The organism is Nocardia sp. NPDC052566 (assembly GCF_044547285.1).
Taxonomy (GTDB): Bacteria; Actinomycetota; Actinomycetes; order Mycobacteriales; family Mycobacteriaceae; genus Nocardia.
On sequence record NZ_JBIUAF010000002.1, the window covers coordinates 367,705 to 385,033 of the forward strand.

Consider the following 17,329-nt stretch of genomic DNA (forward strand, 5'->3'; position numbering starts at 1 on the left):
CCGATGCCACTGTGGTTGCTGTCGATCGCCTTCGCCGTCTTCGTCTTCTACACCGACGACTACATGATCGCGGGCGTGCTGCCCGAGATCGCCGACACCTTGAATGTCTCGGAATCCGCGGCGGGACAACTGATCTCGGTCTACTCGCTGGTGCTGGTGATCGGTGCGCCGCTGATCGCCTTCGCCTCGGCGCACCGCAACAGGTTCGTCGTGTTCTCCTGTGCCTCGGCGGTATTCATCGCGGCGAACCTGCTTTCGGCCACCGCCGGATCATTCTGGCTGCTGCTGATCCTGCGCGTGCTCGCGGCCGCGGCCGCGGCGACCTGTGTGCCGTCGATGTTCGCGCTCGTGTCCACCCTGGCGCCGCCGGAGCGGCGCAGCGCCTATATCGGCATCGTGTCCGCGGGCATCGTCGGCGCGCTCGCGCTCGGCGTGCCCATCGGCACGCTCGGTGCGAGCTTCTTCGGCTGGCGTGGCAACTTCGTGCTGTTCGCCGCGCTGAGCGCGGTGTCGACGCTGCTGTTGTTCTGGTGCCGTGCGAGTCTCACGACCAGCGCCGAGCCGGTGTCGGCCCGCGAGAGCCTGGCCGCGCTCTCGCGCAGGCCGGTGCTGATCGTGCTGCTCGGCAATACCGTGCTGATCGGCGGATCGCTGATGATGTTCACCTACTTCGGCCCGTTCGCTGCGGCCTTCGCGGAATCGACGCTGCGCCAACGCGGTGTGCTGTTCGCGGTGGCGGGCGTCGCGGGTCTGGTCGGCTCGGTGATCGGCGGCATCTTCGTGGACAAGAAGGGCGCGTCCAACGGCCTGCGGGTCGGTTTCGGGCTGTTCCTGGCCACCATGATCGCGTTCGCGGCGCTTTCGGCGTTCGCGCCGGTGCCGTGGCTGGTGCTCGTGCCGCTGACCATCGCGTGGGCGCTGTCCATCTACTGGAATGTGCCCGCGGTGCAGACCATGCTGCTCGATCTGGCGCCGGGCTCGGAAACCCAAGTGGTGGCGCTCAATTCGTCGTCGACCTACCTCGGCGTCACGCTCGGCAGCATCGCGGGCGGCGTCGTGCTCTCGCTGTCCGGCCCGTTCGCGATACCGATCAGCGCCGCGATACTCGGCGCGCTCGCATTCCTGATCATCGAGCGCTTCGTCGACCGTTCGACGACCTCGCAGCTCTCCGGAAGGACAACCTCGTGACCGATCGCTATCCACCGGGCCCGCGACTACCCAGGGTGGTGCAGGCCCTGCTGCACACCAAATGGCACGCCTGGTTCATGACCACCCAGGCCAGAAAGTTCGGCGACGTGTTCACCCTGCGGCTGGTGCCGCCGATGCCCGAGCACGTCGTGGTGTTCTCCCGGCCGGAGCACATCAGGGAGATCTTCGCCGCCGATCCGGCGGATCTGCATGCGGGAGAAGGCAATCGGTCGCTGGAGGCGATCATGGGGGAGCATTCGCTGCTGCTGACCGACGAGGCCGAGCACGCGCGCGCCCGCCGCCTGCTGATGCCCGCCTTCACCGGATCCGCGCTCGCCGGCTACCGCGCGCTGGTCGAGGCGATCGCCGAGGCGCACGTCGACACGTGGGCGCCCGGTTCGACGGTCACCACCCTGGACCGGATGGAGGACCTGACACTCGAGGTGATCATGCAGGTCGTCTTCGGGGTCACCGACGAGCGCGGGCGGGCCGAGCTGATGCCGCTACTTCGCCGCATCCTCGATATCAACCCGGTGGTGTTCCTCGGCTTCAAGTGGCCGCGGCTGCAGCGGTTCGGACTGTGGAAGCGGTTCCAGCAGGACAAGGTCGCGCTCGATTCCGTGCTGTACGCCGAAATCGCCAGGCGCCGTGCGCAACCGGAGCAGGACCGGCGCACCGATGTGCTGTCCCGGTTGCTCGCCGTCGGATCCGGTGACGAACCACTCACCGATGCCGAACTACGCGACCAACTTGTCACACTGCTGCTGGCGGGCCACGAGACCACCGCGTCCGCGCTGTCCTGGGCATTGCACGAAATGGCCGCCGCCCCAGCTGTTCAGGAGCGCGCCCGCCAGGCCGCCCACGACGGCGACGACAGGTACCTGGAGGCGGTGCTCAAGGAGGCGATGCGCCGCCGCACCGTCATCGGCGGTGTACCAAGACAACTGACGAGGGATATGACGATCGGCGGCATCCCGCTGCCGCGCGGCACCGTAGTGCACACCTCGATCGTGCTCGCCCATCAAGATCTCGTCAATCATGCTGAGCCGGAGCGCTTCCGGCCCGAGCGATTCCTCGACGGGAGCCTCGCGCCGAACACCTGGCTACCTTTCGGCGGCGGTGTCCGCCGCTGCATCGGCGCGAGCCTTTCGCTGATGGAGGGCACGGTGGTGCTGCGCGAAGTGCTGTCGCGCTACCGGTTCACCGCGGCACAGGGCGAGCGCGGGCGGATCCGCAACATCACCAATGTGCCCGCGCACGGCGCGCGCATGGTGATCACCGCCGCCGCGGCGCCCGCTACGGCCGCCAGGTGATCCGGCCGCCTTGGAACTCCTGCGCCTTGCCGTTCTCGTAGTCGTATTCGTCGCTGGTCGGGAAACCGTAGCTGCCGTTCTCGGCGCCGTGCGCCAGCCACTTGTCCCTGATCGCGCCCCAGACCGGATGCGCGCCGGTGCGGGCGGACCAGTAGATCGCCCCGCTGGGAAAGACGTTGTAGCGGCCGCCCTTGCCCGCGGCGGCCTCGTCGGTGAGCGGGAAGCCGAGCGCACCGTTCTCCCAGCCGTAGGCCGCCCACTTGTCGCGGATCGCGCCGCCGATCTGATGCGCGCCGGTGCCGAGCGACCAGTAGACGGAGCCGCGCTGGAAGTGGTTGAAGGCGCCGGGGTTGTTCGCGGTGCGCTGTTCGCGCGTCACCGGGTACCCGAGCGCGCCGTTCTCCCAGCCGAGTTCGCCCCACTTGTCGCGAATGGCGCCGCCGACCTGGTGCGCGCCGGTATCGGGATGCCAATAGATCGATGAACCACGCTCGAAGGCCTGGAAACGCCCGCCCGCGCCCGCGGGCAGTTCCGGCGTCGCCGGATCACCGAACACGGGGCCGCCACCCGCCTGGTCGTATTCCACTTCGATGGCGCCGCCGACATCGAAGTTCCCGATCGGCCGCGCGGCCGCCACCGCGGGATCGGCGACGGCGATGGCCGCGACGGCGAGCACGGCGGCGCGTAAATATGAAGTCACGAGGTCTCCCAGGGCAGTCGGTGCGCGTGGAACTTCAGATCATCGGATGTATCGGCGCACGCCGCGTGATCGTTAGCGAAACTATTGGTTAACTCGGTCGTTTGACCAGTTTGCCTGCCGGTTTGTTGGCTATGATCCGGCAATCAGTACGCGCCCTCGCCGCCGCCCGATCGGCTGGCACGCCGAGACGGCGCCAACTGTGGTCTCATAGGGGCCGAATATCCCGAAAATCGATCCTCTTTGCCTGGTTCGTGTTTTTCGGTACGACCTGGCGATTTCGACGCGAGAGGAACGTAGTACTCGGATGGATAGGGTTGGGCGCACTGTTCGAGGCCGGTTCCGCCGCAGGGCGAGCGCCCCGCTGTTCGTCCAGCTGCTGACCGCCGCGGTCGAATCCGCGGCAGGCTCGATCGCGATCAGCGACAACCCGACCGGCGAACCCGATGATCGGCGCGAGCTCACCTACTCACAGCTGGACGAGTCCTCGTCGCGGCTGGCGCGGGAACTGATCGACCGCGGCATCGGCCCCGGCGACGTGGTCGCGATCGGGCGCACCAGATCGATCGGCTCGGTGCTCGCCGTCTGGGCCATCGCCAAGGCGGGCGCGGCCTACGTGCCGGTCGACCCCGCCCTGCCGCCGGAGCGCATCGCCTATCTCGTCGCCGACTCCGGCGCCGTACTCGGGCTGACCGATGCCGTGCACCGCGCCCGGTTCGGCAACGGCATCGAGTGGCTCGACCTCGACGATCCCGAACTCCAGGCGCGGATCGCGGCCTGGCCCGCGCACCCCATCTCCTACGTCGACCGCGTGCGCACGCTCACCGAACAGCATCCCGCCTACGTCATCTACACCTCCGGTTCCACCGGCCGCCCGAAGGGCGTCGTGGTGACGCACAGCGGTCTGGCGCAGTTGGTGGCCGCGCAGCGCGAGCGCTACGCGGTGCTCGCCGATTCGCGGGTGCTGCACGTCTGCTCGCCGAACTTCGACGTCTCCGTGCTCGAGCTGCTGCTCGCCTTCAGCTCCGGCGCGACGCTCGTGGTTGCGCCGCCGACGGTGTTCGGCGGCGACGAGCTGGCCGGGCTGCTGCGCCGCGAGCGGGTGACGCACATGCTCATCACCCCTGCGGCGCTGGAATCGGTCGATCCGTCCGGGCTCGACGCGCTGCGGATCGTCGTCGTCGCGGGCGACGCCTTCGGGCCCGCGCTGGTCGAGCGGTGGGCGGCGCCCGGCCGTTCCTTCTACAACGCCTACGGCCCCACCGAGGCCACCGTGCTCGCGACGAGCAGCGCCGAACTGTTGCCTGGACAGCCGATCACCATCGGTGCGGCGCTCGCGGGAATCGGTGCGGTGGTGCTGGATTCGCGATTGCGACCGGTGCCCGCCGAGGTGATCGGCGAGCTGTATCTATCGGGTCCCGCGCTCGCGCAGGGTTATCTGGGCCGCGCGGGAATCACCGCGGATCGGTTCGTGGCCAATCCCTTCGGCGGGGAGGCCACCGGCGTGCGGATGTATCGCACCGGCGATCTGGTGCGCCGCCGCGTCGACGGTACGCTCGAGTACGTCGGCCGCTCGGATTTCCAGGTGAAGATCCGCGGCTTCCGCATCGAGCTCGGCGAGATCGACGCCGCGCTGACGGCGCATCCCGATATCGAATACGCCGCGACGCTCGGCAAGACGGCACCGTCGGGCGCCACGCTGCTGGTTTCGTATGTGCTGCCGCGCAACGGCATTGGTGTCGACACCGCCGAACTCACCGGATTTCTCAGTGCCTCGCTGCCCGGTCACATGGTCCCGTCGGCGATCGTGGTGCTCGACGCGATCCCGTTGACCGCCAACGGAAAACTGGATCGGCAGGCCCTGCCCGAGCCGGTCTTCGCGGCGGCGGCCTCGCGTGCGCCGGTCGGCGCGCTGGAATCCCGGCTCGCCGAACTGTTCGCCCAGGTGCTCGGCATCCAGGTCGGCGCGGACGATTCGTTCTTCGCCGCGGGCGGGGACAGCATCCTGTCGATCCAGCTGGTGTCGCGGGCCCGCGCGGCGGGTATCGCGTTCACCCCCAAGGATGTTTTCGAACATCGCACCGTCGCCGGGCTGGCCCGCGTCGCGGTGACGGGCGCGGATCCGGTGCCCGCGCTGGCCGAGCTGCCGGGTGGTGGTGTCGGCGAGATTCCTTTGACACCGGTGCTTTCCGCTCATCTCGCGGGTGGGCAGGTGTTCGGCCGGTTCACCCAGCAGATGGTGCTCGCGCTGCCCGAGCACATCGACGAGGCGGGTTTGACGGCGGCGCTGACCGCGGTGCTCGACCAGCACGACATGCTGCGCGCGCGGCTGCGGCTCGCCGACGGGCAGTGGCAGCTCACCGCGCTGCCGCCCGGCGCGATCGAGGTGGACGCGCTGCTTACCAGGGTGGACGTGCCCATCGGTGCTCTACTACCTGAAATAGCCGGTGCGGCAATGGATTCCGCGCTGGGCACGCTCGACCCCGCCGCGGCGCGAATGATCGCGTTCACCTGGTTGTCCCGCACCGACGGCAGGGACGCGCTGATCGTCGCCGCGCATCACTCCGTCATCGACGGCGTGTCCTGGCGCATCTTGATCTCGGACCTGATCACCGCGTGGGCACAGCGCGAGGCCGGGCAGCCGATCGCATTGCCCGCCATCGGCACCTCGTTCCGGCGCTGGGCGCACGCGCTGGCCGAGGCGGCGGCCGAGCGCAGCGGTGAGCTGGCGTACTGGCAGCGCGCGCTGAGCGTCGCCGACCCGCTGCTCGGCGCGCGGCCCATCGACCCGGCGATCGACACCGTCGCGACCATGCGGCATTTCACCGTCGCGGTGCCGCCCGAGGTCACCCGTGCCGTCTTGACCGAGCTGCCCGCGCTGTACCGGGGCGGGGTCGACAACGGCCTGCTCGCGGCGCTCGCCCTCGCGGTGCGCGCGTGGCGGGCCAACCGCGGTGTCGAGCTCGCCGCGCTGCGGATCCGGCTGGAGGGGCACGGTCGCGAGGAGCAGGTGGTGCCCGGCGCCGACCTGAACCGCACGGTCGGCTGGTTCACCAGCATGTATCCGGTGGCGCTCGAGCTGTCCGGCATCGACGCCGACGCCGCGTGGAAGGGCGGCGACGCGACCGCCGCGCTGCTCAAGGCGGTGAAGGAACAGCTGATCGCGGTGCCGGACAAGGGCATCGGCTTCGGCATGCTGCGTCATCTCGACGCCGCGACCACGGGTGAACTCGGCGCTGCGCTGGGCCAGATCGGGTTCAACTACCTCGGCCGGGTTTCCACGGGTGACGTGCCCGCTGCGCTCGGGGGCAGCTGGCTGCCGACCGACGAGTGGGGCGCGCCCGCCGCCGAGCAGGATCCGGCGCTGCCCGCGCCCGCCGTGGTGGATATCAACGCGATCGTCACCGACACCGCATCCGGTGCGCGGCTGAGCGCGTCGTTCGCCTATGCGTCCGAGCTGCTCGACGAGAGCGCGGCGCGAGAGCTGGCCGACTACTGGACGGCCGCGCTGGCCGTGCTCGCCGAGCACACTCGCGATCCGGCCGCCGGCGGGCTGACGCCCGCGGATGTGCCGCTGGTGCGGACGACCCAGGGCGAGCTCGACGGCTGGCACCGGGAGCATCCTGGCCTCGTCGATGTGCTGCCGCCCTCGCCGCTCCAGCTCGGATTGCTGTTCCTGCGCCAGCTTTCGGCCGATTCGACCGATCCCTATCTGCTGCAATTGGCGGTGGAGCTGTCCGGTGTGATCGACCTGGATCGGCTGCGGCGGGCCGCGCAGATCCTGATCGACCGGCATGCCATCCTGCGCACCGCGTTCGGCGCGGCGGCCGACGGCACCGCGGTCCAGCTCGTCACCGAGGGCATCGAGGTGCCGTGGCGGGTCGTCGATACCGCGCAGGAGGATCCGGCGGCGCTGCTCACCGCGGAGCAGCGCAGTGGATTCGATCCGGCGCTGGCACCGCTGTTGCGATTCACGGTGTACCGCACCGATTCCGGGCGCACGCATCTGCTGCTGACCGTGCATCACATCCTGCTCGACGGCTGGTCGTTGCCGCTGCTGATGAAGGAACTGCTGATTTCCTATGCGGCGGACGGTGCTTCGGCACTACCACGGGTCCGCCCGTATCGCGACTACCTCGCCTGGCTCGCGCGCTACGACCGCGCCGCCGCGCTGGCGCGCTGGCGCGACGCCCTCGCGGCGCCGACACCGACGAGGCTGGCCGCGGCGCTGCCCGCCGGCGCGCCCGCGACCGGGTACGGCGAGTACACCGGCGATCTGTCGCCCGCCGAGACCTCGGCGCTTGTCGCCTTCGCCGCCGCGCAGGAGGTCACCGTCAATACGGTGGTCCAGGCCGCGTGGGGGCTGGTGCTCGCCTCCTGCACCGGCAGTACCGATCTGGTCTTCGGCGCGGTGGTGTCCGGGCGGCCGCCGCAGCTGGACGGCGTCGACGAGATGGTCGGGCTCTTCGCGAACACCATCCCGGTGCGCGTCCGCTTCGATACCGGCGCAACGGTCCGTCGGCTGCTGAACGAGCTTCAGGCCGAACAGGTTTCGCTGCTCGACGCGCATCATGTCGGGCTGGCCGATATCCAGCGTGCCGCGGGCGCCGGTGAGCTGTTCGACACGCTGCTCGCCTACGAGTCGTATCCGGTCGACGCCGACGGTCTGCGGCAGGCCTACGGCGCCATCGACGGTTTGGAGATCGCGGACCTGCGCGGGGTCAACCTCACCCACTACCCGGTGGCCGTCGAGGTAGCGCTCGGCGCCCGGTTGCGGATCGCCGTGCACCACCGGCGCGACATGATCACCGGGGCCGCCGCGCAGGCGCTGGCGGACCGATTGCGGCTGCTGATCGGCGAATTCGTCGCGGCGCCGGAGCGCACGCCGGCGCAGCTGGACGCGCTGTTCGACGCGCGCGGCGATCTGATCGCCCAGGTGCGGTACTGGCGTGACGCGCTGGCCGGGCTGCCGGACGAGCTGAACCTGCCCGTCGATCGCCCGCGGTCCGCGTCGCCGCGCGCGGCGGCCGAACTCGTCGCGTTCGAGCTCGGCGCGCGCCTGCGGGACCAGGTGGCCGAGCTGGCGCTTGCCCGCGAAACCACGGTATTCACCGTGCTGCACACGGCATTCGCGGTGCTGCTCGCGCGACTGTCCGGTTCCGCCGACATCGCGATCTGCACCGAGCAGTCGCCGAACACGATTGTGCTGCGCACCGCCGTACCGGGAGACGTCAGCTTCGACGAACTGCTGCACCGGGCGAAAGATGTTGCCCGGCAGGGCTTCGCGCGGGCCGATCTGCCCTTCGGCGATCTGGTCGCGCTGCTCGACCCGGCCCGAGTGCACAACCGCCACCCGCTGGCACAGGCGAAGCTGTCGGTCGGGGAGTCGGCGCCCATTCCGGGCGATTTCGATCTGTCACTGCATATTTCGGAGGACGCGGCGCGATTCGCCTTCGCGCCCGAGCTGTTCGACCGGCGCACCGTCGAGGTCTTCGCCGAGCGATTCGTGCGGCTGCTCACCGCCGCGGTGCGTCGGCCCGAGCTGGCGGTCGGCGACCTGCCGCTGCTCGGCGACGGCGAGCTGGCGGTGCTGACCCGGATGGCAGGTGCCGAGGTGACGGCCACCGGGCTGCTGCCCGACCTGCTGACCCGCGGCGTCGCACTCGGCCGCGACCGAATCGCCGTGCGCTACCGTGGCCGGTCGATCAGCTACGGCGAGATCGACGAGCGCAGTTCCCGACTGGCGCGGGTGCTGATCGATCGCGGTGTCGGCCCCGAGGATCTGGTCGCCGTCGCGCTGCCGCGCTCCTACGAGATGGTGCTCGCGGTGCTGGCGATCGCGAAATCCGGTGCGGCGCATGTGCCGATCGATCCGGCGTATCCGGCGGACCGGATGCGCCACATGGTCGCCGACTCGGGTGCGGCGCTCGGCATCACCGGCGCGGAGTACGCGGACGGCCTGCCCGGCGGCACCGACTGGCTGCTGCTCGACGATCCCGCGTGCGACGCGCAGCCGGGCACCCCGGTGACGGACGCGGATCGCCGTGCGCCGCTGCGTATCTCGCATACCGCGTATGTGATCTATACCTCCGGGTCGACCGGCGTGCCGAAGGGTGTCGCGGTGACACACACCGGGCTGCGCGGCCTGGTGGACGAAGCGGTCACCCGCTACCGGCTCGAGCCGCACCACCGGTTCCTGCACATCTGCTCGCCGAGTTTCGATGTGTCGGTACTCGAATGGCTTTCCGCGTTCTCCGTCGGTGCGACGCTGGTCGTCGTTGCGCCCGGCGTGGTCGGCGGCGCCGAGCTCGGCGAGCTGCTGCGCGCCGAAGCGGTCACGCACGTGAGTATTACGCCCGCGGTGCTCGGTACCGTCGATCCCACCGGGCTCGATGCGGTCGAAATGGTCTCCGTCGCAGGCGATGTGACGACACCAGAACTGCTCGGCAGCTGGCAGCCCGGCCGCCGGTACCTCAACGGATACGGGCCGACCGAGGCGACGGTCATCTCGTCGTTCGCGGAATTGACGGTGGGGCAGCGCATTACGATCGGCAGGCCGCTGCGCGGCGTCCGCGCGCTTGTCCTGGACGCGCGGCTGCGTCCGGTGCCGCCGGGCGTCGCCGGTGAGTTGTACCTGGCCGGTGACGGTTTGGCCCGCGGCTACCGCAATCGGTCCGGACTCACCGCGGATCGCTTCATCGCCGATCCGTGGGGCGCGCCGGGCGCGCGGATGTACCGCACCGGTGACGTGGTGCGCTGGTACGCCGTAGCACCCGAGCGGGACGGGAATATCGCTGCGCCGTCGGTGCGATGGCAGCTCGACTACCTCGGCCGTACCGACACCCAGGTCAAGGTGCGCGGCTTCCGCGTCGAACTCGGCGAGATCGACGCGGTGCTCGGCGGGCAGCACGATGTCGGATTCGCGATCACCATGGGCCGCACGTTGCCCTCGGGCGCGACGGCGCTGGTGTCGTATGTACGTCCGGTGCCTGGCCGCGCGATCGACACGGCTCGGCTCACCGACTACGCGGCGGGCATCCTGCCCGCCCACATGGTGCCGTCGGCGATTGTCGTCATCGACGAGGTGCCGCTGACCACCAATGGCAAACTCGATCGAAAAGCCTTGCCGGAACCCGTTTTCGAGACCACGGTCACCCGGGCGCCGCTCGGTCCGGTCGAAGCGCGGCTCGCCGAACTGTTCGCTCAGGTGCTTGGTGTCGCCGACATCGGGGTGCACGATTCGTTCTTCGCGATCGGCGGCGACAGCATCATGTCGATCCAGCTGGTATCGCGGGCCAAGGCGGCAGGCATCGTCTTCACCGCGCGCGACGTCTTCGAGCACAAGACGGTGGCCGGATTGGCGAAGGTCGCGGCCGTCGGCGGCACTGCCGCGCCCGTGGTGCTCGCGGAACTGCCCGGCGGCGGTATCGGCGAGATCGCGCTGACGCCGGTGCTTTCCGAATTCCTGGCCGACGGTTCGTCCGACCGGTTCTCCCAGACCATGGTGCTCGCGCTGCCCGACGGCATCGACCGCGCCGGCCTGGTCGCGACGATAGCCGCCGTACTCGACCGGCACGAGGTGCTGTCCGCTCGGGTGTGGCGGGACGCGCGGCAGTGGCGATTCGAGGCACTGGCCGCGGCCGACGCCGACACACTCGTCGCCGAGATCGACGTGCCCGTTGCGGTCGACGGACCGGAGCTGGCCCGCATCGGCAGCGCCGCTGTGGATTCCGCGCTCGGTGCGCTCGATCCCGCCGGTGCGCGGATGCTCGCCTTCGCGTGGCTGCGCAGGCCGGATGCGCGCGATGTCCTCGTTGTCGCCGCGCATCACTATGTGATCGACGGTGTTTCGTGGCGGATCCTGATTCCCGATCTGGCGCTGGCCTGGGCACAGTACGCGGCCGGACAACCGATCGCGCTGCCGCCGGTCGGCACCTCGTTCCGGCGCTGGGCACACGGTCTGGCCGAGGTGGCCGCCGCACGTAGCGAAGAAGCCGGGTACTGGCGGCGCGTACTGGCCACACCGGATCCGCTGCTCGGCGCGCGCGGGATCGACCACGCCATCGATACCCAAACGACGGCACGGTCTTTCACGATGCAGGTGCCCGTCGAGGTCACCGAGGCGGTGCTGACCACGCTGCCCGCGCGATACCGCGGCGGCGTCAACGACGGACTGCTCGCGGCGCTCGCACTGGCCGTGCGCGCCTGGCGGGCCCGGCGCGGTATCGACGCGCCGGTCACCCGGATCAGGCTCGAGGGCCACGGGCGCGAGGAAACCGTCGTGCCGGGTGCCGATCTGACGCGCACCCTCGGCTGGTTCACCACGGTCTATCCGGTCGCGATCGACCTGTCCGGGCTGGACACCGTCGACAACGCCGCAGGCATCGATGACAACGCCGCAGGCATCGATGACACAGTGCTCGGCGCCGTGCTGAAGTCGGTCAAGGAGCAGCTGATCGCGGTGCCGGACAAGGGCATCGGCTTCGGCATGCTGCGCCATCTCGATCCGGCGACCGCGCCATCGCTCACCGGCGATATCGGGCAGATCGGTTTCAACTATCTGGGCCGCACGGGCGTGCCCGCCGATCTCGCCGACCACAGCTGGCTGCCCACCGCCGACCTGGGTGAGCTCGAGCTCGCACCCGACGATGCCATGCCGCTCAGCGCGGTCATCGATATCAACGCCATCACCACCGACACCGCGGCGGGCGCGCGACTCGACCTGAGCTTCCGGTACGCGAGCGAGATCCTCGACGAGGCGGCGGTGCGGGAGCTGGCCGCCGACTGGTCGGCCGCTCTCGCCGCGATCGCCGACCACGCCACCGGCCCGACGGCGGGCGGTCTCACGCCGTCGGATGTGCCGCTGGTCCATGTCACCCAGGCCGAATTGGATCGGTGGCGGCGCGACTATCCCGCACTGTCCGATGTGCTGCCGCTCTCGCCGCTGCAGGGTTCGCTGCGCGCGCTCATCGAATTGCTCGACGGCTCGGTCGAGGCCTACATCATTCAGCTGGCGGTGCAGCTGTCCGGGGAGCTGGACACCGACCGGCTGCGCCGCGCCGCGCGAACCATGCTCGACCGGCACCCGAATCTGCGCTCCGCCTTCGTTTCCGCGGCCGACGGCAGCGCGGTGCAGCTGATACTCGACGACGTCGAGCCGCCGGTGCGGATCGTCGACGGTGTGGCCGAGGCCGAACTGCCTGCGCTTGTCGCGGCCGAACAGCGCGGCGGCTTCGATCCCGCGGTGGCGCCGCTGCTGCGATTCACGGTGTACCGCACCGATTCTCATCGCAGCCAGCTGGTGCTGACCGGGCATCACATCCTGCTCGACGGTTGGTCGATGCCGCTGCTGATGAAGGAACTGCTCGTGTTGTACGCGACCGGTGGTGACGCCGCGCCGCTGCCGCCGGTCCGCCCGTATCGCGATTATCTGCACTGGCTTTCGCGACAGGACCGCGACGGCGCGGTGCGCGCCTGGTCGGAGCTGCTCGCGGGCGCGCGGGCGACCATGCTCGCGCCCGAGCTGGCCTGGCCCGCGCCCGCGGGCGCCGGATTCGGCCTGTGCGAATTCGAGCTGTCGGCCGAGCGGACCGCGGAGCTGACGGCGTATGCCGCCGCGGCCGAGGTCACTGCGAACACGGTGATCCAGTCGGCGTGGGGCCTGGTGGTCGCCGCCAGTACCGGACGCGACGACGTGCTGTTCGGCGCGACCATCTCGGGCAGGCCTGCCGAACTCGACGGCATCGGCGAGATGATCGGCCTGTTCGTCGACGCCATCCCGGTGCGGATCCGGTTCGACCGCAGCACCACGGTGCGGACCATGGTCGGCGCGCTGCAAGCCGAACAGGCCGCGCTGCTCGACCATCACCACCTCGGCCTCGGCGCCATCCAGCGCGCCACCGGTCAGGGTGAATTGTTCGACACGATGCTGGTTTTCGAGTCCTACCCGGTCGACGTCGATGGCCTGCGACAGGCCAGTGGCGCGCTCGAGGGCCTGCGGATCGACGGGCTGCGCGGCGGCGATTACACGCACTATCCGGTCACCGTGCTCGTCTTCCTCGGCGAGCGCACGCTGGTTCAGGTGAAGTATCGGCTCGATACGGTCGCCGACGCGACGGCGCGGGCCGTGGCCGATCGGTTGCGCCGGGTGCTCGCCGACCTGCTCGCCGCGCCGGAGCGTACGGCGGCCGAGACCGTGCTGCTGCTCGACGCCGAATCCGACGATTCGATTACCAAGGCGCGGTATTGGCGCGCCGAGCTCGCAGGGCTGCCCGACCGGCTCGACCTGCCGGTCGATCGTCCGCGCACCGGATCGGAAGACCGTGGGCGCGTGCGGTTCTCGGTGCCGGAGCAGGTGCACGACGGTCTGCGCGCGCTGGCGCACTCGGCCTGCGTCACCTGGTCCTCGGTGGTGCGCACGGCATTGGCGGCGTTGCTCGCGCGACTATCGGGCTCCGGTGATATCGCCATCGGCGCGGCGGCGGAGGGCGAACGGGCCGAGCTGGTGCTGCGCACCCGTCTCGATCCGGCGACGCGGTTCGGTGACCTGCTGCTCGATGCGCACCGGACGGAGCTGGAAGGCTTCGCGCACGCCGGCATTCCATTCGACGAGCTGGTCGAACTGCTCGGCGTGCGACGGTCGCCGGATCGGCATCCGCTGTTCCAGGTGGCGCTGTCGTTCGAGGGCGCGCCCGCCGGGGGAGCGGAACTGGCGCTTGCCCTCCGTGACGGGACGCACGGCGAAATCGCTTTCGCGCGTGATCGTTTCGACGATGACACGGTGCGGATATTCGCCGAGCGGTTCATCCGGGTGCTCGCGGCGGTCGCGGACCGGCCCGAGATCCGGGTGGACGAGCTGCCGCTGCTGGGCGGCGCGGAGTATCGGCGACTGATCCGGATGGGCGGCGGTATTCCGCCCGCGACCGGACTGCTGCCCGAACTGCTCACGCGCGGAGCCGGTTTCGGGCGGGACCGGATCGCGGTGCGCGCGGCCGGGCGCGAATACGCCTTCGGTGAGCTCGACGAGCTGTCCTCGCGGCTGGCACGGGTGCTGATCGCGCGCGGTGTCGCGCCGGAAACGGTGGTGGCGCTGGCGATGCGGCGCTCCTACGAGATGGTCGCCGCGATCTGGGCGGTGGCCAAGGCCGGTGGCGCGTATCTGCCGGTCGACCCCGGCTATCCGGCGCACCGGATACGGCATATGGTGACCGATTCCGGTGCGGCGGTGGGCATTACCGTCGCCGGGGAGGTGGCCGGACTGGCCGGTGACGTGGATTGGCTGGTACTCGACGATATCGACATGTCCGAGTACTCGGCGGATGCGGTGACCGATGCGGATCGTCTCGCGCCGCTGAGTATCTCGCATCTCGCCTACGTGATCTACACGTCCGGCTCGACGGGTCTGCCCAAGGGCGTCGCCGTCACCCATGCCGGACTCGGCGGGCTCGTCGGCCACTCGGTCGATCTGCTGCGCCTGGAGCCGGAACACCGGATGCTGCACGTGTGTTCGCCGAGCTTCGATCAGTCCCTGGAGGAGATCGCCACCGCCTGCTACACCGGCGCGACCTTGGTGATCGCGCCGCCGGAGCTGCTCGGCGGCGCCGAACTGCATGAGCTGCTGCGCGACGAGCGGGTCACGCACACCATCATCACCCCCGCGCTGCTCGGCACCGTCGATCCGGCGGGCCTGCACGAGCTCGCGGTGGTATCCGCCGGTGGCGAGGCCGTCACGCCCGAGCTGCTCGCCAAGTGGCAGCCGGGCAGGCGTTTCCTCAACGGCTACGGCCCGACCGAGGCGACGATCGGCGCGACCTATACGACACTGCTTGCGGGACAGCGGATCTCGATCGGCCGCCCGGTGCCCGGCGGGTGGGCGCACGTGCTCGACGCCCGGTTGAATCCGGTGCCCGCCGGTGTCACGGGTGAGCTGTATCTGGCGGGTCCGGCACTCGCGCGCGGTTACCACCGGCGCACCGGGGTGAGCGCCGAGCGGTTCGTCGCGAATCCCTGGGGAGCGCCGGGGGAGCGGATGTACCGGACCGGCGATGTCGTCCGCTGGACCGGAGTGCCGGGGGCCGGACCGGTCGGCGGGACGCTGGAGTACCTGGGCCGCACGGACTTCCAGGTGAAGATCCGCGGCTTCCGCATCGAGCTCGGTGAGATCGACGCGGTGCTCGCGGCGCATCCCGCGGTCGACCACGCGATCACCGTCGGACGCGAAAACCCCAGCGGGACCACGGTGCTGGTGTCGTATGTGGTCGGCACGGCGGCCGATCCCGACGAGGTGGTGCGGTGGGCCGCGCAGAACCTGCCGCCGCATATGGTCCCCGCGTCGGTCGTCGTCCTCGACGAACTGCCGCTGACCGCGGTCGGCAAACTCGACCGGAACGCGCTGCCCGCACCGGAATTCGCGATGCGTGCCTACCGCGAACCCGCGACCGAGGCGGAGCGGACCGTCGCCGGGGTCTTCGCCGAGGTACTCGGCCTGGAGCGGATCGGCGCCGACGACGACTTCTTCCGCCTCGGCGGCAATTCGCTGCTCGCGACCCGGGTGACCGCCCGGCTCGGCATGGCGCTCGGCGTCAAGGTGCCCGTGCGTGCGCTGTACGCCGCACCGACCCCCAGTGGCCTCGTCGGGCAGTTGCGGGAGCGCGGCGCCGAAGGAGCGGACGCGTCCTTCGATGTGCTGCTGCCGCTGCGCACCTCCGGCACCGCCGAACCGCTGTTCTGCCTCCATCCGATCGTCGGCATCTCCTGGTCGTTCGCCGGGCTGGCCGCGCATCTCGACCCCGATCGCCCGATCTACGGCCTCCAGTCGCCCGCCCTGAGTTCCGCTGTGCCTCTGCCCGATTCGATCGAGGAGTGGGCGCGTCTCTATATCGAGCGGATTCGGGCGGTGCAACCGGAAGGCCCGTACCACCTGCTCGGCTGGTCGTTCGGCGGCGTGCTCGCGCACGCCATGGCCGTGCGGCTCCAGGACGAGGGCGAAGAGGTGGCGCTACTCGCCGTGCTGGACAGTCACCTGCACAGCGCGGTCATCGATCCCACCGCGACCAGCGTGACGGTGCCGGAACTCCTCGGTGGGCTGCTCGGTGATCAGGCCGCCGCGTTCGGACTGGACGACACCATCGAATTGTCCCAGCTGGCAACCCGATTGAGCGCACTGCCCGAGCCGTTCGCCTCCTTCGGTGCCGCCCGTATCGAGCGAGTCGTCGACGCCGCGGTCGCCTCGTCGGCCCAGATCGCCGCCTATCACCCGCGTCAGTTCGACGGCGATGTTGTCTACTTCACCGCGGCCGACGACGATCCGACCGGCGGCGCGGGTGCCGCGACCTGGACGGCCGCGGTGACCGGCGCCGTGCACAACCATCCGGTGGCCACCACGCACTGGCGGATGACCACCGATGCCGCGCTGCGGCGGATCGCGGCGGTGCTGCACGAGCTCAGGCTCATGGAAGCGGTCAGGCCGCGGTAGCCGGGGCCGGGCCGGTCGGCCGCCAGACCGTGCCGCGGCGTTCGTGCCCGAACAACTGCTCCACCGCGTGCGCGATGCGCGGGCCGAGCTGGCGCTCGACCAGGTAGAGGCCGAGATCGAGTCCGGAGGTGACGCTGCTCGCGGTGATCAGATCGCCGTCGTCGACGATGCGGGCGTCGATCGCCGTGGCGCCGGTGGTGGCGAGCAGGTCGAGCCCGGATCGGTGAGTGGTGGCCGGACGGCCCTTCAGCAGGCCCGTCAGCGCGAGCAGCAGCGAGCCGCCGCATACCGTGGCGACGGTCAGGCCGGGCCGGTCGAGCGCGGTTCTGAGCAGCGCGGGCAGGTCCGTGGCGAGCGCGCGCGTCATGATCGCCTTGATGCCGTCGTCGCGGCCGAAGTCATCCCCCTCCGGTAGACCGGTGGCGCCCGGCAGCACGATCAAATCCGCTCGCTCCGTGGCGAGTCGGCCGGTGGCGTCCAAGGCCACCTCGGCGATCCCGCTCGGTACTCGGCGCGCACCCTCGGCGGTGACCAGCTCCAGCTCCAGGAATCCCTCGGTCATCAGGCGCCCGGCGTGCAGCACCGAATAGGGAGCGATGGTGTCGAGGGGATCGAATCCGTCGAACAACACGAACTGCGCCAGCATCGAGAACTCCT

At 70.2% G+C, this 17,329-nt stretch carries 5 protein-coding genes; 3 read left to right on the top strand and 2 right to left on the bottom strand.

The window, feature by feature from the left end:
* Positions 1-3 precede the first annotated feature (3 nt).
* Together ACIG5A_RS09040 and ACIG5A_RS09045 are read left to right on the top strand one after the other, a co-directional pair.
* On the top strand, positions 4-1,188 hold the full coding sequence (locus tag ACIG5A_RS09040) for an MFS transporter (RefSeq protein ID WP_397239515.1): 1,185 nt from the start codon (positions 4-6) through the stop codon (positions 1,186-1,188).
* A complete protein-coding gene (locus ACIG5A_RS09045) occupies positions 1,185-2,501 on the top strand; it encodes a cytochrome P450 (protein WP_397239517.1) in 1,317 nt (438 codons plus the stop codon). The genes ACIG5A_RS09040 and ACIG5A_RS09045 overlap by 4 nt, the downstream gene beginning before the upstream one ends.
* Here the strand turns inward: ACIG5A_RS09045 and ACIG5A_RS09050 are convergent.
* Entirely contained in the window at positions 2,485-3,201 is a 717-nt protein-coding gene (locus ACIG5A_RS09050) for an LGFP repeat-containing protein (RefSeq protein WP_397239519.1), read from the bottom strand. The genes ACIG5A_RS09045 and ACIG5A_RS09050 overlap by 17 nt on opposite strands.
* Before the next feature lie 304 nt (positions 3,202-3,505).
* Here ACIG5A_RS09050 and ACIG5A_RS09055 point away from each other — a divergent pair, with 304 nt between their 5' ends.
* On the top strand, positions 3,506-16,672 hold the full coding sequence (locus ACIG5A_RS09055; RefSeq protein ID WP_397239521.1) for an amino acid adenylation domain-containing protein: 13,167 nt from the start codon (positions 3,506-3,508) through the stop codon (positions 16,670-16,672).
* Here ACIG5A_RS09055 and ACIG5A_RS09060 read toward each other — a convergent pair.
* Positions 16,659-17,318 (bottom strand): DJ-1/PfpI family protein, encoded by a 660-nt coding sequence (locus ACIG5A_RS09060; RefSeq protein WP_397239523.1) that lies wholly within the window; start codon positions 17,316-17,318, stop codon positions 16,659-16,661. The two genes, ACIG5A_RS09055 and ACIG5A_RS09060, sit on opposite strands and share 14 nt — an antisense overlap.
* Positions 17,319-17,329 lie beyond the last annotated feature (11 nt).

What these genes read in the sequence shown, in the direction of transcription:
- ACIG5A_RS09040 (WP_397239515.1), top strand. Translation starts at nt 4, where the DNA reads ATGCCACTGTGGTTGCTGTCGATCGCCTTCGCCGTCTTCGTCTTCTAC.
- ACIG5A_RS09055 (WP_397239521.1), top strand. Translation starts at nt 3,506, where the DNA reads ATGGATAGGGTTGGGCGCACTGTTCGAGGCCGGTTCCGCCGCAGGGCG.
- ACIG5A_RS09060 (WP_397239523.1), bottom strand. Translation starts at nt 17,318, where the DNA reads ATGCTGGCGCAGTTCGTGTTGTTCGACGGATTCGATCCCCTCGACACC.